This window comes from Anabaena sp. UHCC 0253 (genome assembly GCF_009712085.1).
Taxonomy (GTDB): domain Bacteria; phylum Cyanobacteriota; class Cyanobacteriia; order Cyanobacteriales; family Nostocaceae; genus Dolichospermum.
This window is the reverse complement of record NZ_VILD01000004.1, coordinates 161,111-180,878: the sequence shown is the minus strand read 5'-3', so window position 1 is coordinate 180,878 and position 19,768 is coordinate 161,111. Positions and strand designations below refer to the sequence as shown.

21 protein-coding genes are annotated in these 19,768 nt (G+C 37.4%); 9 read left to right on the top strand and 12 right to left on the bottom strand.

Annotation, left to right across the window (positions count from 1 at the left end; translation table 11 throughout):
* Positions 1–53: 53 nt before the first annotated feature.
* The 5 genes from FJR38_RS28495 (at position 54) to FJR38_RS12655 (ending at position 4,295) form a co-directional block, all read left to right on the top strand.
* Positions 54–275 carry a hypothetical protein gene (locus FJR38_RS28495; protein WP_254449447.1) on the top strand — a complete coding sequence of 74 codons (222 nt, stop codon included), beginning with the start codon at positions 54–56 and terminating at the stop codon, positions 273–275.
* Positions 268–1,791, top strand: coding sequence for a DUF389 domain-containing protein (locus FJR38_RS12670; RefSeq protein ID WP_254449446.1), 1,524 nt, complete (start codon positions 268–270; stop codon positions 1,789–1,791). Before FJR38_RS28495 ends, FJR38_RS12670 begins: the two co-directional genes overlap by 8 nt.
* 35 nt (positions 1,792–1,826) lie before the next feature.
* Positions 1,827–2,696, top strand: a complete 870-nt coding sequence (locus tag FJR38_RS12665; protein WP_168494522.1) for a YihY/virulence factor BrkB family protein — start codon at positions 1,827–1,829, stop codon at positions 2,694–2,696.
* Positions 2,697–2,836: 140 nt separating this feature from the next.
* Entirely contained in the window at positions 2,837–3,340 is a 504-nt protein-coding gene (locus FJR38_RS12660) for a DUF4112 domain-containing protein (RefSeq protein ID WP_168537386.1), read from the top strand.
* A gap of 19 nt (positions 3,341–3,359) precedes the next feature.
* Positions 3,360–4,295, top strand: a complete 936-nt coding sequence (locus tag FJR38_RS12655) for an alpha/beta fold hydrolase (RefSeq protein ID WP_168494518.1) — start codon at positions 3,360–3,362, stop codon at positions 4,293–4,295.
* 11 nt (positions 4,296–4,306) lie between these two features.
* Here the strand turns inward: FJR38_RS12655 and FJR38_RS12650 are convergent, their stop codons facing one another.
* From FJR38_RS12650 to FJR38_RS12615, 8 genes are all read right to left on the bottom strand, one after another.
* Positions 4,307–4,939, bottom strand: coding sequence for a transposase (locus FJR38_RS12650; RefSeq protein WP_168537384.1), 633 nt, complete (start codon positions 4,937–4,939; stop codon positions 4,307–4,309).
* A gap of 215 nt (positions 4,940–5,154) precedes the next feature.
* On the bottom strand, positions 5,155–5,502 hold the full coding sequence (locus FJR38_RS12645; protein ID WP_168537382.1) for a hypothetical protein: 348 nt from the start codon (positions 5,500–5,502) through the stop codon (positions 5,155–5,157).
* Between the two features lie 178 nt (positions 5,503–5,680).
* Positions 5,681–6,589: a hypothetical protein gene (locus tag FJR38_RS12640; RefSeq protein WP_168537380.1), complete on the bottom strand. Its 909-nt coding sequence runs from the start codon at positions 6,587–6,589 to the stop codon at positions 5,681–5,683.
* A gap of 93 nt (positions 6,590–6,682) precedes the next feature.
* Positions 6,683–7,588, bottom strand: coding sequence for a serine protease (locus tag FJR38_RS12635; protein WP_168494512.1), 906 nt, complete (start codon positions 7,586–7,588; stop codon positions 6,683–6,685).
* Positions 7,589–8,010: 422 nt separating this feature from the next.
* On the bottom strand, positions 8,011–8,970 hold the full coding sequence (locus FJR38_RS12630) for a serine protease (RefSeq protein WP_168537378.1): 960 nt from the start codon (positions 8,968–8,970) through the stop codon (positions 8,011–8,013).
* A complete protein-coding gene (locus FJR38_RS12625) occupies positions 8,971–9,582 on the bottom strand; it encodes a COP23 domain-containing protein (protein ID WP_168537376.1) in 612 nt (203 codons plus the stop codon).
* A gap of 741 nt (positions 9,583–10,323) precedes the next feature.
* Positions 10,324–10,842 (bottom strand): hypothetical protein, encoded by a 519-nt coding sequence (locus FJR38_RS12620; protein ID WP_168494506.1) that lies wholly within the window; start codon positions 10,840–10,842, stop codon positions 10,324–10,326.
* Positions 10,843–10,925: 83 nt separating this feature from the next.
* Positions 10,926–11,987, bottom strand: coding sequence for a D-alanine--D-alanine ligase family protein (locus FJR38_RS12615; RefSeq protein WP_168494657.1), 1,062 nt, complete (start codon positions 11,985–11,987; stop codon positions 10,926–10,928).
* A gap of 178 nt (positions 11,988–12,165) precedes the next feature.
* Here FJR38_RS12615 and FJR38_RS12610 point away from each other — a divergent pair, with 178 nt between their 5' ends.
* From FJR38_RS12610 to FJR38_RS12595, 4 genes are all read left to right on the top strand, one after another.
* A complete protein-coding gene (locus FJR38_RS12610) occupies positions 12,166–12,399 on the top strand; it encodes a hypothetical protein (RefSeq protein ID WP_168537252.1) in 234 nt (77 codons plus the stop codon).
* 166 nt (positions 12,400–12,565) lie between these two features.
* Complete coding sequence (gene rpsB, locus FJR38_RS12605; RefSeq protein WP_168494504.1) at positions 12,566–13,339, top strand: 30S ribosomal protein S2; 774 nt, start codon at positions 12,566–12,568, stop codon at positions 13,337–13,339.
* A gap of 144 nt (positions 13,340–13,483) precedes the next feature.
* A complete protein-coding gene (tsf, locus tag FJR38_RS12600; RefSeq protein ID WP_168537374.1) occupies positions 13,484–14,425 on the top strand; it encodes a translation elongation factor Ts in 942 nt (313 codons plus the stop codon).
* 205 nt (positions 14,426–14,630) lie between these two features.
* On the top strand, positions 14,631–15,455 hold the full coding sequence (locus tag FJR38_RS12595) for a hypothetical protein (protein ID WP_168537372.1): 825 nt from the start codon (positions 14,631–14,633) through the stop codon (positions 15,453–15,455).
* 28 nt (positions 15,456–15,483) lie between these two features.
* Here FJR38_RS12595 and FJR38_RS12590 read toward each other — a convergent pair whose 3' ends face one another.
* The 4 genes from FJR38_RS12590 to FJR38_RS12575 form a co-directional block, all read right to left on the bottom strand.
* Positions 15,484–16,494, bottom strand: a complete 1,011-nt coding sequence (locus FJR38_RS12590; RefSeq protein WP_168537370.1) for an ABC transporter ATP-binding protein — start codon at positions 16,492–16,494, stop codon at positions 15,484–15,486.
* Positions 16,491–17,579, bottom strand: a complete 1,089-nt coding sequence (locus tag FJR38_RS12585) for an iron ABC transporter permease (protein WP_168537368.1) — start codon at positions 17,577–17,579, stop codon at positions 16,491–16,493. Before FJR38_RS12585 ends, FJR38_RS12590 begins: the two co-directional genes overlap by 4 nt.
* Positions 17,579–18,790: an ABC transporter substrate-binding protein gene (locus FJR38_RS12580; protein ID WP_174763989.1), complete on the bottom strand. Its 1,212-nt coding sequence runs from the start codon at positions 18,788–18,790 to the stop codon at positions 17,579–17,581. The genes FJR38_RS12585 and FJR38_RS12580 overlap by 1 nt, the downstream gene beginning before the upstream one ends.
* Positions 18,791–18,854: 64 nt before the next feature.
* Positions 18,855–19,715 carry a ferredoxin gene (locus tag FJR38_RS12575; protein WP_168537366.1) on the bottom strand — a complete coding sequence of 287 codons (861 nt, stop codon included), beginning with the start codon at positions 19,713–19,715 and terminating at the stop codon, positions 18,855–18,857.
* Between the last annotated feature and the right edge of the window lie 53 nt (positions 19,716–19,768).

The following is a 19,768-nucleotide window of genomic DNA, read 5'->3' as shown; positions in this document are numbered from 1 at the left end:
AAATTAGTGCTGTTTATTTTCACTAATCATTGGATCTAATCACCACTTAAAATATGTTTAGAGATAAGTTTGCGAACAACTTGGGAGTTAGTCAAGCCCGTAAGGAACAAGTATACCTGGATATATGCAGATCAGTAACACTAGGAGATATTAGTTATTGGATTCAGGTTTTGTTTGCAGCCGGTATAGCTACTCTGGGATTAGCGCTGAACAGTCCAGCGGTAATTATTGGTGCAATGCTGATTTCTCCATTAATGGGGGGGTATTTTGGCTAATGGACTAGCCTTAGCTGCGGGTGATGTAATCTTAGCTATGCGGGCGCTGTTAAATCTGGTTATCAGCTGTTTAGTCGCCATTACTTTTGCAGTATTACTTGTCTCATTACTACCATTTAAGGAAATAACTGCGGAGATTGCAGGTAGGATTCGTCCTAATATCTTAGATTTGGTAGTGGCTTTATTTTCCGGTGCAGTAGGTTCAGTAGCAATTTGTCAAGAACCAAAAGGGATAGCTACTTCTATTCCTGGTGTGGCTATTGCAGTAGCTTTGATGCCACCTTTATGTGTTGTTGGCTATGGTATTGGTGTAGCAATTAGTCTAGATTATGCTAAAGGTTTACAGGTAGCTAGTGGTGGTGGATTGCTATTTTTTACCAACTTAGTGGCGATTACTTTTTCAGCCATGCTGGTTTTTCTTTGTCTACATATTGATAGTCATGATGTGAAATCAAAAGTTAGAGAATGGCGAACAACAGATCAAGAAAGTATGCGAATGCAAAGGATTTTAGAGAAATTAACTGCATACAATAAGCTGAAAAAAATTGGTAGTTTGCCAGGAAGATTTGTATTAATTTTTAGTACCATTGCTGTAATTATTTTTCCACTCAATCAATCTTTTATCCAACTGAGGCGAGAAATTGTTTTGCAGCAAAAGGAAAATCAAATTCGTAGAGAAGCAGCCGAAGTATGGCAAAAGACATTTGCGACTTTTTCAAATGGTGAAACCAGGTCTTATCTCAGTAATATTTCTACTATCCAGCAAAGTAACAAATTAATCATTCAACTTCAGATATTCACAAGTAAACAATACACGAATGAAGAACAAAAGAGTTATATTCAAATGTTAGCTGATCGGTTACAGAAATCACCAGAATTATTGGGGTTAAAATTGATTGAAGTGCCAACAACATCAAATGACGTTATCCGCCAATTTGCGGAAGAAAAGAGTAATAAACCAGTTGAAGTAGTTCTAAATATTGCTGATTTACAAGCCAATTTTCTGCAAGAAGTCCAATCTTCCTTAGCCGATATTCAACTTCCCCCGCCAGCAAAATTGATTGATTATGAATTAATTACTAATTCCGTTGAACCATTAAAGATTCGGTTATTTTATTTGAGTGAAAGAGAAATTGATAAAGATGCTCAAATGCTGATAGCCGATAATATTAGAAATCAGCTTAATTATCAGTCGGCGAAAGTAAAAATGGAGAGAAAACCAACTTCTTTGGGGATGATCTCTTTTGAAAAAAATAAATCAGTAATAACACCAGCTAGTGCCAAGATTTTAGACAGTGCTGCTCAAATTTTACAGCAACATCCTAATTTAAATTTAGAAGTGACAGTTAACCAGGAAATAACAGAAACACAAGATATAATACAAGAGCGATCGCAAGCTATGACAACATACCTACAATCAAAATGGCAAATAAGTGATGCTCGGATCAATATGCAAACAGGAGCGGAATCTCAAGCGAATGGGAAACTCAAACTTACCCTACCATATACTTACTAAATCAACTAATACAAAAACTCTGCCAGAGTCGCAATATGTTCAATTTCCATTTGATTAGGTTCTTTCGTCACCTCAATGGGCGCATAGTGAAGAAAACCTTTGCCAGGACTATGGAACGAAGACTTTTAGGACTGGCGGCCGAAATAGCCTTTAATGCCATGTTATCGCTATTTCCAGCTATTTTGGCATTGTTAACAGCAATTGGTCTATTTGCAGAATCTCTGCGAAATACATTTATTCAACTAGCTATGCAACTGAGCCAAATTGTCCCCCAAGACGCTTGGATATTAATCAGTGATTTTGCGACTGAAGAAATTGCCAACTCTAAAAATAGTAGTTTATTTTCTCTAAGTTTTGCGATCGCTCTTTGGGCTGCTTCTGGTGCAGTTAGTACAGCCATGACAGCCTTAGATCAAATTCAGCAAACTCATCCCAAAAAAATGCGCCCTTTTTGGCACGCAAAACTAATCTCACTGGGCTTAACTATCGGGACTATCCTACTATTAATGGTAGCTTCTTTTTTAGTATTTATCAGTGATTTACTCTTGGGAATTGTTGTAGCTGGGAATAATTATTTAATTTTTCTATTGCATCTTTGGCAATTTTTACTTTGGCCTTTAGCATTAGGTATAGTTGCCACCGCTTTTGCCTTTGTCTATCACTATGGACCAAGCCAATTGAAAGCAAATACACCAATCATCCCCGGAGCAATTTTAGCAGCAATTTTTTGGGCTATTGTTTCTGGACTATTTCGCCTCTATGTTACCAATTTTGGCAATTATAATAAAGCCTATGGTGCTATTGGGGCTGTCATTGTCTTAATGTTATGGTTATGGATGAGTGCTTTTGTGCTTCTTGTCGGACATCAATTAAATGTCACTGTTGGTGAAGACATAAACAGTTAAAAATTAAGAATTAAAAAAGCATATTTTTAATTCCACACTGCGGTAATAGATACAAATTTTCTAGACAAAGATGAAAAAATTGAGTTAGAGAAATGAGACAATAAGGCAGTTGATCACCCAGCAATCGGAAATAATTAAAAATGCCTAATTCCCCTGAACAAGTTTCCATCACAAATGATGGTTATGCACCCAGATTAAAACGTCTACGCCAACTGAGTAAACTATTAGATAATATAATTACCATTCCCGGAACACAAGTAGGAATTGGTTTAGATCCAATAATTGGATTACTACCCATAGGCGGTGATGCTTTAGGGCTAATACTTTCTTTTTATATTATCATTGAAGCTGCACAACTAGGCGTATCTAGAGCCACATTAGGACGCATGGTAATGAATGTGATTGTTGATTCCTTGGTTGGGGCAATACCCATGCTAGGAGACTTGTTTGATTTTGCATGGAAAGCTAATAATTATAATATTATTTTATTAGAAGATTCCTTAAAATCTCCTCAACAAAATCACAAAGCTGATACGTCCTTTATCCTGGTTTTTAGTGCCGGATTATTTCTTCTTGCTATTGTCTTGATCGCCATTCCTGTGATATTAATAAGAGTATTATGGCAAGTCTTCACTAGTAGTTAAATAATTTATTGATAAAATCATGCAAGATTGGTGGCAAGATAATTTTCCTCAAGGGCGGCAAAATATCCTTATTCATGATTCTCAAGGCTATCCCATAAAAATAGCTTATGGTGAAAAAGGTAAAGGTAAACCCCTAATTTTATTACATGGTTTAGGTAGCTGGAGTTATAATTGGCGGCATAGTATTGAACCATTGTCTCAACATTTCCGGGTGATTTGTTGTGATGCTAAAGGTTTCGGATTTTCCGAAAAACCTATTCACCGTCGAGAAGAAAATGGACATCAAATCATTGAATTAAAACGCATTATTCAAGCTTTATGTGATGAACCACCCATAATTGTGGCAGAATCTATAGGTGCATTGATTTCTCTAGGATTGGCAGGTAAAAATCCTCACTTAATCAGCCGTTTAGTGGTAATTAACGCACCTATTTTTGCAGAAACTTTACCTCACTGGGCTATGGGTTTACTTGCTCAAACACCAATAGAAATAATACACCTAATTGATTACTTACGTCTAGCATATTGGTTTTCACCTTTAGTTAAAGAAGTTATGGGAACAGAAAGACGTAAGGTGTTATATGATCCCTCGTTGTTAACAGAAGAAGATATTTATTGGATTACTTATCCATTTATTGAAATTCCTGGAACTTTAGTAAAAGTTGCGGAAGATTTACAAATCGCGGCTAGAGAAATAGAAAATTTACGAATAAATCAGCCCAATATGCTCAGTAATATTCAAAAAAATCTCAAAAATATTGAATGTCCAACTTTGGTATTATGGGGTGATCAAGATAGTTGGTTTCCTCTTAGTCATGGAGAAAAATTACATCATCATCTTCCCAATTCTCGCTTACAAATTTTACAGAATTGCTATCATGATGCTTCCACAGGTTCTGCTGATGTGGTGAATGCAGCAATTTTGGAATTCTTACAAGATACCAATTTTTGTTAAATAAATCTGATTTATTTTTTATGAGATAATACTTGCATTATCTGAAAATTCGCAGGATTTTCCTCATCATCTAGCCAATTTATAGGATTATTGACAATGTACTGACGGATATTATTTAATGCTTCCTCGCTACGAATAATATGTTCATGATAATTACGTTGCCAAATCACATTTCCTTTATCTTTATTAATGCGATTAATTTGGCGTGTAGAAACAGATTTATAATTTTGAATTATTGCCGCCAAAGATTGTGGTTTCGTCCCATTAATTTTAATTTTTTCACCTGTAGGAGTTGTAGGGGTTGTAGGGGCGAAGCATTGGCTAGACAATTTTTGCTGATTTTGATCATTTGAAATTGCCAATGCTTCGCCCTCCTCCGCTATAATAATAATCCCATGTAAATGATTGGGCATTATTACAAATTCATCTAACCCTACATTTTGAAAATGCCGAGGAATAGATAACCAAGAACCCCTTGTTATCTCGCCATTTGTATTTAATTTCATTTCATCATCTACAATTTCACCAAATAAACAATTACGTTGATAGGTGCAAATGGTGACAAAATATGCTCCCTGTTGAGAATAGTCGTATCCTTTTAATCGGATGGAACGGCGGTGGTGAATGTTGGGATTATAGGACATAAATTAAATTCCTTTTCATAGGGTCAGGGTTATGGGGAAGGGTGAAGCATTCGCCAATATTGGTTATCTGTTTGTTCGATATTTTTCTCATGCGAATGCTTCACCCCTACAGGATAATGTGGTGCGATCGCTTGATTGAAAATCGGACAAATGGCGATCGCTATAAGTTTTAATTGACTGAAGAAAACTCCTGACCAAATATTTATTTGAAATAATTAGTAAGGGTAGCCACATATAGGAACCCACTGACCATATAAACAACCACCACACTCCCCTGGGGGTGGTAAATATTCCGCAGGGCATTTATCTCCAGTTCTGATTCCTGGAGGCGGACCAGAACTTGTTGAAGGTTTAGGTTGAGGTTTGCTCTGGTTTCTGTTATTTATTGTTCTAGTTTCAGTGCTAACATTACTAGCATTAGCAGGTGTTTGAAAAAGAAAACTCAGGGCAGTACCTAGAGCAAATACAGCAGCAGCTAAAAAATTTATACTTCGCATCCCTATTTCTCGTCCTTGTTGTGGAGACTGCTCGGCATTACTAATGTCTGACCCTATTCTTTCCAAGGCGGAATTTTCGTTCTTCTTTGGGTTCTGATTATTACCTTGGCGATTTCTTCCTTGTCCTCCAAAATTATTATTTGCTCCACTACTAGCAGAAACTCCTGATTGATTTGATGATCGAAAATTATCTGTGTCGAATAATTTTTGTGCATCATTTTGTACATCATATATATCAGTAGAATCAAGTCGTAAAATTATTTTTCATAATATCCGTAAAAGAAGAACCTATACTTTTTTGAACCCATCTTACTAGAGAAGCCATTTTATATTCATTGTGCGGCAATATTTTCATGGGTGTTATTTTAGATAATCTTGGATTAAAAAACAAATCTTTTTTATAAGATTTTTGTTGAGATTTAATCCCTTTCTGCAACAATTTTCTTAAAATAAAATACATTTTTTTTGCTGTGGCTTTTTCTACAATTTCTCCTACTATTATCTTGTGGTTTGTAGTTTCTGCAATTTCAATACTGAAGTTTTGATAATCTGCGGCTAATCCATATTCTTTTAAAATGTGGTTCTGATTATCAATCATCAAGTTTTGAATATTGCATTTACCCTTACATAGAAAGGTTGTATATTCCTCACCTGAGTGTTTAATTTGTACAAAATCTACATAAAAGGGTTCAACTCTAGATGTAGAGGCATACGCAGTATACAGCCATGTACCAACAAAGGGGTAATTGCTTGAATTATTCTGAGTTGAGTAGTTAGAGTTAAAATCATCAAAATCAGGACGACGTAGAGGTTGATTAGGACCAGGATCTTGCGGAAACGATGGCGCTTGTGGATTACTTACAGGTGGCGAAGTTGTCGGCTGATCATCACCAAATTCATTTGGATCTCGCTGTGCTAACACATCCCCCAAACCTTCAAATATCGTCCTTTCCATAGCTGGGGGAGTTGCTGCCACTACTCGCTCAGACGATCGCGCTAAATCTACTGTACACATAGCCGAATTGAAACTGAAAACCGTACACATAGCAGATGCGATCGCTCTATTCAACCATGTACCTGGAGACAAAAAAGCAGCAATTAAAGCAACAGCAAAACTTGCAATTCCCACAGCAAAAAGACGAATCTGACGCATGATAAACCTCTCAATCTTTAAAAGTTATTCGGACAAATAAAGAAATTAAGAAAGGCAATTACACCCAAATAACAAATGTAATTGCCCTACAAATTAAAATCGAAAACGAGGAAGAATTCGGGGAATATTCTGTTCAATCAAATTCTTAAGTATCCCCGCCGCAAATTCCTGTTCCCAGCTTTTTACTTCAGCCTTTGAAGGTCTAATGGCTTCCACATTTTCAGCTTGAGAATTATCTTCCTTGAAAGCAACCTTAACTCCAGCTTGAGAAATTAGTTCTTTGAAAGTATTAATAGGAACTGCTGCATTAAAACCAGTTTTAACTTCTGTTTGTCCACCGGAAGCAGACTCATTTTTTACCACACCGTCGCGATCGCCTTGTCCGTGAATTCCTATCACACGACCACTCACATCAAACACTGGACCACCACTCATCCCTCTCCGAGTCAAAGCACCATAACGCATGGTATAACCTTGAGGTCTGCTATCAGGACGACTGGTAATTTGTCCATTTGTAAACTCATATTCTCGTTCATTACTGTCTTCAATTGACATCGGATAACCAGAAATATAAACACCTGTACCAATTCCTGCTTCATCAGAATTGCTAATTGGTGCAACAGGATATTCCTCTGAACTTTCAAATTTAACAATTGCTAAATCTGGACTATTTTCAGTTTTCTGCAAACTCTGCACTGAGGTAACAGCATGAGTTTTCTTTTTGCTGGTATAAATGTTGTATTCTTGGGCTTGAGATGCAACTACATGATTAGCAGTTAACACCGTATAAGTATTACCATTTTTGGCAATTATGACCCCAGAACCACCCGCATTTGCACCTGCGGAACTGTCAATTCTTACTGTTGTTGGTACAGCAATTTGAGCCACTTCTTTTGCAGTTTTAGCAGATGCTGGTTGACTAATTACGATTGCTGCTACTACTGCTGTTCCTGTAATAAAACCAGGAAGAGAATTAAATCGAGAAAAACCAAAACTCATAAACAACTCCTTTCAAGTGAAAATTTTATTTTATACAAACCACCGTAGGGGCGAAGCATTCGGGCGATAAACTGTCACTAAAACCATTGATTTTCTGTACGAATGCTTCGCCCTATTCCGATAAAGCGATAAACTGTCACTAAAACCATTGATTTTCTGTACGAATGCTTCGCCCTATTCCGATAAAGCGATAAACTGTCACTAAAACCATTGATTTTCTGTACGAATGCTTCGCCCTATTCCGATAAAGCGATAAACTGTCACTAAAACCATTGATTTTCTGTACGAATGCTTCGCCCTATTCCGATAAAGCGATAAACTGTCACTAAAACCATTGATTTTCTGTACGAATGCTTCGCCCTATTCCGATAAAGCGATAACCTGTGACTAAAATCATTGATTTTTTGTACGAATGCTTCGCCCTATTCCGATAAAGTAGATCTAACTTCCCCTAATGATTTTTCCGGTAATATAACTGGATAAACTGTACTTTCCTGTTTCCGCAACAGAGGAATGGGAGGATTTAACTGCACATTATTTTCTGTTGTTTCCGGTAATAAAACAGGTTGCTGTGATCGGGGGAAGGTCTGAAATTCCAAATAGCTACTAATGGGAATTCCCCAACTAGAATTAACTATTTGTCCTAACAATTCCGGTGATGGTTCTGTACCATCTTCAAAGGCATAAACACCAAAATCTGGATCACGATTTTTCACCCGTCCATTAATGCCAATTAGCAAACCACTGGCATTAAAAATCGGACCGCCACTCATGCCTACAGCAATATTATTGGTGTAGCCTAAGCGATAACCTTGAGCGAGAGATTTCGGTGGTAGCACTGAGACCTGACCACTGGTAAATCTAAATCCCCTAATGCCTTGGTCAAAAGTCGTGGCTAAACTCTGTTCCTGATACATGGGAAAACCAGCCGCAAATACAGGTTCTCCCATTAATACAGGTTGATTAATGATACTTGCCACTTGATATGAGGAATTACTGCGAAATTTAGTAATAGCTAAATCAGTATTACCCAGTTGTTTAAGTTGGCGCGATACGGGAATATAAGGCTGACCATCTGGTGTCATAATTGTATGCTGATCACTGAAAGCGACAACGTGCCAGTTAGTCAGAACTGTATAAATTTGTCCTTGACGCTGAATAATTACACCAGAACCAGAAGCATTAGGAGTGAGGATTCGCACAGTGGTTTGTTGTGCCAATCTTTGAATATTTCCTTTTTGGGTTTGAGCTATTGAGTAGGTAGGGACTGTTTGGGCAATAGCATTGTACCCATCAAAAACATAGAATGGATCAATGGCTAAACTACTTATCAGTCCCACTTGTAGCCAATTAGTGACTTTTTTCCACCCACAGGGGGTCATTTAATTAAATTCTCCACTACGTCCTGAACTGGGTTGGGATGGTGTCGGCTGAACATTGGTGGGTGTGGTAGGTTGTATAGTGCTGTCTGCTTCTTCTCCTAACCTTCCACTCACATCTATATAAGGTGCTGCACCACTTTCACTGAGGGATGGCGTACCCGCTTGCCCTTCACGCCATGCCAGGAGATTAGTAAGTGTTTTTACTGCATCCTGACCGCGTTTGAGGGTAAATATTAATCCTTCACAACGTCCGTTAACTTGACTAGCGGTGCAAACCACATTTTGTCTGTTCATTCTCCCGACGGTGATAAACTTGAGTTGTTTATTACGACGATAGGTTTCTAATCTGCCACTGACTTCTTGACAGCGAGTTAGAGGATCGTAACCAGAGTATCGAAAATGATTGGAAATCCACCTAATCCAAGGCTCAGTAGTGCCTTGAGAATTTTGGTACACTGTCACAGGTACACCAGTTGAGCGATCGCAATAAAAGCCCCGTGTTTGGGCATAGCTGGGTTGATGCAAAGAAGCATTAGTACCTAATGCTATAGCGAAACTCACTCCAGACATCACACCAGTTGTTAACGTCTTTGTCAATGATTGCAGTTTCATGGTGATTTTATAATCCGTAAATCTAATAAACTTTGTTATTTATTATTCCCCAATAATTGACCAAAGTTGCATAAATATATCTAGTTTAAACAATTCTCAGCAAAAATTAATATTTTTGTTTAATTTCATTAAAGCGAAATATAATACATTTTGTTTATTAAAGTATTCGTCAAAGAACAGGGTATCTACATATTAGAGTTATAAAATAATAAAGAGAGTGGGAGGAGGCATACCAAGCGCCTTAAATCTCCCACTCTACATTTGCTGCTGTAGCGGTTAGGAATATATCTGAATACTGCCATTTATTTAGGGGGGTTGACGTAGAATTAACGACAGTATCTATACACAGATCATATTCCAATTGCAGCAAATGTTAAACCTGATTTTTGTTATTTTTATTGACTCTTAATTGAGTCAATTAATTATTGCTAAATTGTTTTTCTTATGCTTAATAAGTGTGAGCATAAATCCAGATATCTCCAAAGAAAATTAATATGTAGTAGTCCCTGATCACCACACCCTTGAAGTCGTTTATCTTGGACTAATGTAACTTAGGTAATTAAAACTTGGTTGCCATATTGGCATTTTATTGAAAGTTTTATTTTCCCAGTTTTTAGAAAAATTGTGAATCTTGTGGTGTAGAACTATGTTGATATAGCAACAATCAATGTAGTGATTTGCTATATGGCAGTTCTTATGCTGATGAAGTACAGAATTTTTGAGGGAATAGGCAATAGCAGACTAGAAACCGGTGTATATGTTCAGTAAGTTTCGGAAAGATGCTGTGTTGGTATTGAGAGGATAGATTTTTTCCGGTGGCAAAATTATGAGCAAGTTTTCTTTGTCAGTGGGTGGAGAGGGGCAATTAGGGGGTTTATTGCGGTTTTGGAAGTTCAATTTTTGACTGTGGCGAATGCGTTGATGAGATTTTTGGACATTTCTAGAATTTTGTAGCAGGTAGAAAATGACAAAAGAACCTGTAGCACAGCAGAAAATGACTGAAATTACCAACCATATAGGTATGGGATTACTACTATCGGAAAATGTGGATATGGTTGATTGAACAGGTATAAATGGGGTTTCTTCCTGTTGTTTCTGTGGTACGTAGCCAATATAAATCAGTTGATAGTAGGCGAAGATAGTAACTCCTATCGGAATTAGGAATAAACTCAAAAACCAAATTCCAGGATATCTTTTGAAAATATTTCCTGAAGTTTTTCTAGCATCGATCTTTTTTTGTAACTCTTGTTCATTATCCATTACATCAATCACACCAATCACAAATCATCATTTTGATAAGAGGAGAAACAAAAATTCTCCCCATTTTTCTAATCCCAAATTCGTTAATCTATAGGAGAATGTCTTTCAATGGCTAGTTGAATCAATTGATCTACTAGTTGGGCAAAAGCTATACCAGTATTAGCCCAAAGTTGGGGATACATACTTGTGGAAGTAAAGCCTGGTAAGGTGTTAATTTCATTGATGAAAATTTCTCCGGTAGCTTCGACATAGAAAAAGTCTACTCTGGCTAAACCAGCAGCATCAACAGCAGCAAAAGCTTGTAAAGCCATGTCTTGAATTTGCTGTGCTACGACTGCTGGTAAATTTGCCGGAATGAATAAATCGGCTTTTCCTTGGGTGTATTTAGTTTCGTAATCGTAAAAATCACTATCAAAGGTAATTTCACCAATGACAGAGGCTTGAGGGTTGTCGTTACCTAAAACGGCGCATTCAACTTCTCTAGCGACAACTCCGGCTTCCACAATAATCCTTCTGTCATAGGTAGCTGCATTATCTAAAGCTGTTTCTAATTCTTGACGCGATCGCACTTTAGCAATTCCCACTGATGAACCTAGATTAGCAGGTTTGACAAAACAGGGATAGTCTAATGTTGCTTCGATTTCATCACAAAGTTTCGGAAATACACAAGCGTTTGACCAAACTTGCGCCCTGGTGACAGCTTTATATTTTACTTGAGGTAGTCCTACTTGGGCAAAGGCCGTTTTCATGGCAATTTTATCCATTCCTGTTGCTGAACCTAATACCCCAGAACCAACAAAAGGAACTTGCATTAAAGTTAATAAGCCTTGAATTGTTCCGTCTTCTCCATTTGGTCCATGAAGAATGGGAAACCAAAGCTCAACTTGTGCAGCTTGCGGTGGAAATTGCCATAAATTGGGAGTTACAGTTGACTGTTGTTGGGGAACACCAGATTCTAAAACCTGCTGTGCTACAAGTCCTGATTGCCAAACACCATCTTTTTGGATGTAGAAGGGCAAAATTTCGTATTTATCAGCATTTTCTTTTAAACTTAGGGCTTGAGCGATCGCCCGTGCAGAAATTATAGAAACCTCATGTTCTCCAGAACGCCCACCAAACAGCAAACCCACCCTTAACTTAGTCATTTTCTTCTCTATCTCCACAGATTCGCAATTTCCATTATTACCAAAGAAGGGGAACAGAGAACCGGGTGGAGGGAGAATTGTGATCATGATGCGTCAATAGCTATCAACATCTAAATTGCAAGTTCTGATATCAGGGGCGTAAAATAGTTCTTAATATAGGGTCTTAATCTCAATCGTTATGATTTCAGCAAAATTTACCTTAGAACAGTCCCATATTGATTTTTTAGAACAGTTCAAGGCAATGGGCTTCAAAGATAAAAGCTCGATTGTACGTTTAGCTCTAGATAAGTTGCACCAAGAAATAGAACGGCAACAATTAGAACAATCCGCACAACTATACGCCGAATTATATACACAAGATGAAGAACTTCAAGAACTTACAGATGCTGCGATCGCTGATTGGCCAATATGAGCGAACTATACCGAGGATTAATTATCAATTTTCACCGGGAAAGTGAATATATTTGTGTTACCCTAGTATAGTTGTCAAAAATTCCGCACATCCAGGAATTCGGGTGTTTCTTGAATTTCAGAAATGCACCTGGGTGGAGGTTTAACCCGAATAGGAGTAACAAAATATGCCAGTAGTTTCATTGGCTCAAATGATGGAGTCAGGAGTTCACTTCGGTCATCAGACCCGACGCTGGAACCCAAAAATGTCTCCATATATCTACACCTCACGAAATGGTGTACATATTATTGACTTGGTGCAAACAGCCCAATTGATGGATAACGCATATAATTATATGCGAACTCAATCCGAGCAAGGTAAAAAATTCTTGTTTGTGGGGACTAAGCGCCAAGCAGCCGGAATTATCGCTCAAGAAGCCCTTCGTTGTGGTTCTCACTACATTAACCAACGTTGGTTGGGTGGAATGCTCACCAACTGGGCAACAATTAAAACCAGAGCAGATCGTCTCAAAGATTTAGAACGGAGAGAAGAAACCGGCGCACTGGATTTATTACCAAAAAAAGAAGCCTCCATGCTGCGTCGGGAAATGGCGAAGCTGCAAAAATACTTGGGCGGTATTAAAAACATGAGGAAAGTCCCCGACATTGTGGTTATTGTTGACCAGAAGCGGGAATATAACGCAGTTCAAGAATGCGAGAAATTGGGTATTCCCATTGTGTCTATGTTAGATACAAACTGTGACCCAGATGTTGTAGATATCCCCATCCCCGCTAACGACGACGCAATCAGATCCATTAAATTGATTGTCGGCAAATTAGCAGATGCGATTTACGAAGGTCGTCATGGTCAGCTAGAAGCGGAAGAAGATTACGAAGATTACGCTGACGAAGATTACGAATACGATGAAAGTGATAGCACTGACGCACAAGGCGAAGAATAAGCATCTGCGCTCAGGAAGGATAGAAAGATGAGAAGATGATCAGGATTTAAACATGAGTATGGCGTTAGCCATACTTCTGTATTCTTGTTAATCTAAAACTCTTGAATATATAGTTGTATCTGTCAAGTTAGGAATTGAGGCAACATGGCGGAAATATCTGCAAAACTCGTCCAAGAGCTACGCCAAAAAACCGGTGCTGGCATGATGGACTGCAAAAAGGCGCTGAAAGAAAATGATGGCGATATCGAAGCATCCATGACCTGGCTACGGCAAAAAGGGATTGCCAAGGCAGATAAGGGGAGCGATCGCATCGCCGCAGAAGGTCTAGTAGACACCTACGTTCAGCCTGATGGTCAGGTAGGTGTACTTATAGAAGTCAACTGCCAAACAGACTTTGTTGCCCGCAATGAAGCTTTTAAAGCCTTAGTTAAAAATCTGGCACAACAAGCAGCAACTGCTGATAGTGTAGAGTCTTTATTGACTCAACCCTATATTGAAAAGTCCAGCGTCACCGTTGATCAATTCATCAAAGAAACCATTGCTACCCTTGGTGAAAATATTCAAGTGCGGCGCTTTGTCAATTTCTCTCTTGCTAACACATCAGGAGTAGTAGACAGCTACATTCACACTGGTGGCAGAGTGGGCGTATTAGTAGAATTGACTGCTCAAAGTGCTTCAGCCGCTACTAATGAAGAATTCCAAAGCTTGGCTAAAAATGCAGCAATGCAAGTAGCCGCTTGTCCTAATGTCGGGTATGTCAGTATATCGCAAATTCCTGCCGAAACTGTCCAAAAAGAAAAAGACATTGAAATGGGCAAGGAAGACTTGGGAAATAAACCTGAAAACATCAAAGAAAAGATTGTTCAAGGCAGAATTGACAAGCGTCTTAAAGAAATGACTTTACTTGATCAACCTTACATCCGCGACCAAAGTATTTCTGTGGAAGACTTGGTAAAACAAGTAAAATCCAAAGTGGGTGAAGAGATCCAAATTAGTCGCTTTGTACGCTATATACTCGGTGAAGGCATTGAAAAGAAAGAAATGAGCTTTGCTGATGAAGTGGCGGCACAAATTGGTGCTAAGTAATTTTGTTATTAGTTAATTGTCAGTAGTCGGTAGTCAGTTGTTAAGAATATATATTTGATAGTTGGCTACAGAGTATGGATTTTTGACTCATAACTATTTTTATTACAGGTCATGCGTAACACGCTGGCCTGTATTTTATTGAAATGATGATTATTTTGGCAAAATTCCCTATATTTGTATTAAGACAACAGACAAGCTGAAAGTTATGGCCAGAGCAATTGAAAGAATAGAACAAGATATTACTGCATTAGAAGAGGGGATTAGAGCGATCGCTCAAGAACTCCACTTAGCTTATGCTAAATATATAAATATCTTAGGATCATGCTTACAAAAACAATTAATTTTAGCCAGTTATTACCTGTGTACCCAAGGATATCCTGATGAATTTCTCAACTTATCACTAAATCAGCGGCAAAAATTACAACAAGGCCTTCGGAAAATCAGTCAACAAGCCGCTAAACAATTGATTAGTTATATTCAACCCTTAGAAGTTACCCAAATAGAAACAGTTATAGAAATTGCAGAAGAGGAAGAAGAAGAAAACGAAGAACAGCCTCAAACAATAAATCCTTCTAACCCCATAGAAGTAGCAGAATGGCAACAAGATTTAGAAGCAGAGATTCAAGAAACTCTCAAAAAAGTCTCCCAGATGGCTAATATTCTAATCCAAAAAACAGGAGTTTTACCCAAAAAACTACCAGAACCGATCATAGCCGCTGCTGCCGCCGCCATAGAATCCGCAGAATCTTCTAGTAATATGATACCTAGCCCTCCGAATCTATTAAACTTAGTTATAGAAATTAGTGATGAAGAAGACTCCGAAGATTCTAGCCTCACTCAAATTATGGCTATTCACTTACGACTAGGAGAAATAGAATTTGCTGACGCAAAACTATTGTCAGAGCGAAAAGGAATTCGTCATCTCTTAATGCAACTTAATAAACTAGGACGAGACTATCAAAAAAAGCAGCGAGAACTTAAAATTGCGGAAGCTGAAGCTGCTTGGCGTGCCAGTTGGTTCGAGGATTAGTAACCTTTAGGAAATTAAAAATACCAAATCAAAAATTCAGAAATTTCATGAGTTCATATAAAGAATAATGTGTAGACACAGTTTTGTATTTCCTGACTTTCCAAAAAACCTCTTGAGGACTAGAAATAACTTCTACTGTAATTTGTGCAGATTTACCACCTTGTAAAACTGTAAATCCTACTCTTTCTAAAGCACGAATTGTCCAAATAGCAGTAACACCTTCACCTATTAAATTAACTTCCCCTTTGTATGGTATATGCAGATTAAATTCCCCAGAAAAAATATTAAATTCCACCCCCTCACTGCGGAAAGTATCAGCAAATGCACCACTTAATATCAAATCTTCTGGTGCGCCAACATGGAGAATACCATTAATCCCTAACAGCCAAATTTTATCAGCAAGGCGCAAAGCTAAATCTAAATCATGGGTAGAAAGCAGAATCGCTTGATTTGTATCCCTTGCTAATTGACGTAACAATTGCATAATTTCCACCCGTCGTGGTAAATCTAAAAAAGCTGTTGGTTCATCCAATAACATCACGATAGGTGACTGCGCCAAAGCCCGAGCAATCATGATTTTTTGTCGTTCACCATCACTTAATTCACTCACATTCCTTTGGGCTAAATTTACCGCCCCCACAGATTTTATCGCCCAATTAATAATATTTTCATCTTCAGATGATAACTTTCCCCACCAGTCAGTATAAGGATATCTGCCCATAGTTACCAAAGCATAAGCTGATAACATTCCCACATCAATTTTTTCAGTCAATACCAAACTTAAACGTCTTGCTAGTTCCTGTGGTGGTAACTTATAAATATCATCTTCTAAAAGTTTAACTTCTCCAGCAATTGGTGGCTGCATTCCCGCCAGAGTTCGCAATAAAGTAGACTTACCAGCACCATTAGGACCAAGTAGACAAACTAATTCTCCTGTTTGCAAAGTTGTAGAAATATGAGATGCAACATTCCGAATAGTTTTCTGGGAAGTCTGATAACCAATAGTCAAATTATGAGTTGTCAGAATTGAATTACTCATGAAGGGAAAGATTTTTTTGAATTACGTTTGAGAATTACCCAAGTAACAACAGGAGTTCCAATTAAAGCCGTAATAGCATTTAAAGGTAAAACCATTTGATTTATCAGAATTTGGGAAAACAAATCAGCAAATAAAGCTAAAATTGCCCCCATAATTATGACACTAGGGATTAATATCCGATGATCTGAAGTATTAAAAAAACTACGGCAAAGATGAGGAATTGCCACACCTAAAAATGCTATCGGACCACAAAAAGCAGTAATCGCGCCTGCTAATATTGACGCACTGCTAATCACAGAAAATCTGGTTTTTTGTACTGTTAGCCCTAAACTGCGTGCATAAGATTCACCTAATAAAAGTGCATTTAAAGATTTTGATTGCAGCACAGCAATTAATAAACCTACACAAATAACTGGAGCTAAAATAGCTAATTGTTGCCAAGTTACCCCAGAGAAACTGCCAAAAGTCCACATTATATAACTTTGAATCCGTTCTTTTGAACTAAATTGCAACAAAATACTGACTATTGCGCTTGTCGCATATCCAAATAATAAACCTAAAATTAACAGCGTCATTGTGTCTTGCACACGACGAGAAACAACTAACATCAACCCTAATACTGATGCTCCACCAAAACTTGCCGCTATAACTAAACTAAAATCACCAATTATTCCTAAATCAGTTAATAACGTCGGTACAGTCACACTTGCTGTCAGTAAAACCAACGCTACTCCTAAACTTGCACCAGAACTAATTCCTAATACAAAAGGACCTGCTAAAGGATTTTTAAATAGAGTTTGCATTTGCAAGCCACTTACCCCTAAAGCTGCACCAGCTAACGTTGCAGTTAAGGCTTTAGGTAAACGAAATTTGAGAATAATATTTGTCCATGTTGTTTTTTCTGCTTCTTGTCCCAGCAAGATATTCATAACTTCATGAATGGGAATATTCACAGCCCCAAAACCTAAATCTAGCAAGAATGCCAAAATTAAACATATTAGTAAAATTGAAAAAATCAAATATTTCTTACTAATAAATTTCCTAAGTAAAAATCTATTAATAACCTCATGCTTTTTAATTAACATTATTTATTCACTTTTTGATAGTAAAATAGGGTATAATTAGGTAATATTTCTGGATGAAATATTTTAATTAAATCAGATAAAACCACATCAGGGTTACTAATGCCACTTTGCCAGTAGTCATTACCACCATTGGGACTAAGGCGAGCATTATTATTATAGAGATTTCCTTTTTTGAAAGCATGAAAATCACCATAACGATTATCTTCAGTCACAACATCTTTTAAACTCAGCCAAGATTGTCTAAGATTCAACCAATAATCAGCATTAGCAGCCCTTTCAAAAACAGCCTCAAAAGATATAGGTAAACTACCAGAAGATTTATCCTCACCCCAGAGATAATTTGCGCCTGCGTCGGCTAGATATTTAGCCACATAACTATTACCACCTGGTGTATACCAAGTCCCTTTAAAATTGAATCCTACAAACACAGTTGGCCGATTTTTAACAGCTTTCACTTTACTAGCAATATCTTCGTATTTCTTAGCAATTTCAGCAAATATCTTTTCCGCCTCTTCCTCCTTATTAAAAAATAAAGCAGTAAATTTTAACCATTCACTTCTCCCCAGTGGAGTATCTTCCATATATTCAGCATTTATCGCCACCTTTAACCCAGCTTCCAACAACTTAGGAAAACTATCAGTTTGTTGATTTCCAGTACCAAAAGTGGTAACTAAATCAGGATTAAGTTCTAAAACTTTCTCCACATTCACAGTAGAATTATTCCCCACAGATACAACCTTACCAGCCTTGATTCTGTCAATAAATTCTGGTGTAGTTACTTGCTTAATATCACTAACACCGATTAACTTATCAACAACATTTAACCTAGAAAAATGTGGTAAATGAGTTGTAGAAAGAGAAATCACAGAACTTACAGGTGTAGTAAATACTTGGGACTTCTCAAACCCTGGTGGTATCGGTGTACCGCATTGAACCAAAACATATTTAAAACCTGTTTTAGCATCTTTCCAAGGATTTTTAATCGTCACAACCTTATAGTTTTGATAATATTCAACTACAAAGCCGATAGCATGAGTAACCTTAACCTTATTGGGAAAATAATCAACATTAGAATCATAACTTTGAACACAACCATTATTAGGAGAACTAACAACCAGACTATTCTGAGAACCCTGACAAGAAACAACCAAAACAGCAACTAAAACCAACTGACATAAAAAAATAATAACCTTATACTTCCCAAAAACCATCTTCCATATTTCTCTTTGCGCCTCTGCGCCTCTGCGTGAAAAAATAACCCTACCCAAATACAAACTAAGGATATATATATTCAACAACCTTATTCCCCTCAACCAAATGTTCCTGTACAATTCTTTCTGCAACTTCCGGTTTAACACGACTATACCAAGTTCTATCAGTAGAATGATAAACAACAGGTCCTAACTTACAAACTTGTAAACAACCACTTGTTCTCACTTCCAAATCTAATTCCGCTTTTTCAACAGCAGCCTTTAAAGCCTCAAAAGTAGGTTGCCATTTTCGAGAAGGATAACAACGTCCAGAAGTACAAACTGCAATATAGGCACATTTGAGAGGATTTTTAGTAAAAGGAATTGGCTTTTTACCTAATACATAAATATCTCTAAGTTCCTGATAAAAATCCAACTTTCTAAAATCTCCCTTCCCTTCAGGAAGCAAATTTTCATCTTCCACATAAGGATTAGGTAAAAATATCGTCATGGCTTTTTCACCAGCACCATTCCAAAATTGAATACCCCAACTTCTCGGTTCACCTTCGGGATTTATTCTTCTATAAAATGCACCCTTACTAATCAACCGTTGCTGTCTTACTTCAATAGAAGTTTCAGCATTAGGACCACCTAAAGTTTCCTCAATACATAAATGAAAATGCCAATCTCTAGTAATAACAGTTAAATATCCATCATAGAGAACACATTTTTTAGGTGCTTCATGAAACTCCAACTCTAAAACACTACCTTGTTCCAAATGTCCCAAACCAACTTGATGCCAATTTTCCTGAAATAAAGTATAAACTAAACAAGCCAGAACATCACCTTGACAATCAAAAAACTCATATTCAATTTGCCAATTATTCCCCGTAGCTTCAATTGTTTTTTCATTTACTGGTGTTACCCAACAATTAAAATCAGCCATAAAAAACCCTCCTTCAAAACTATCTTTTCTTCGTGTTCTTTGTGTCTTCGTGG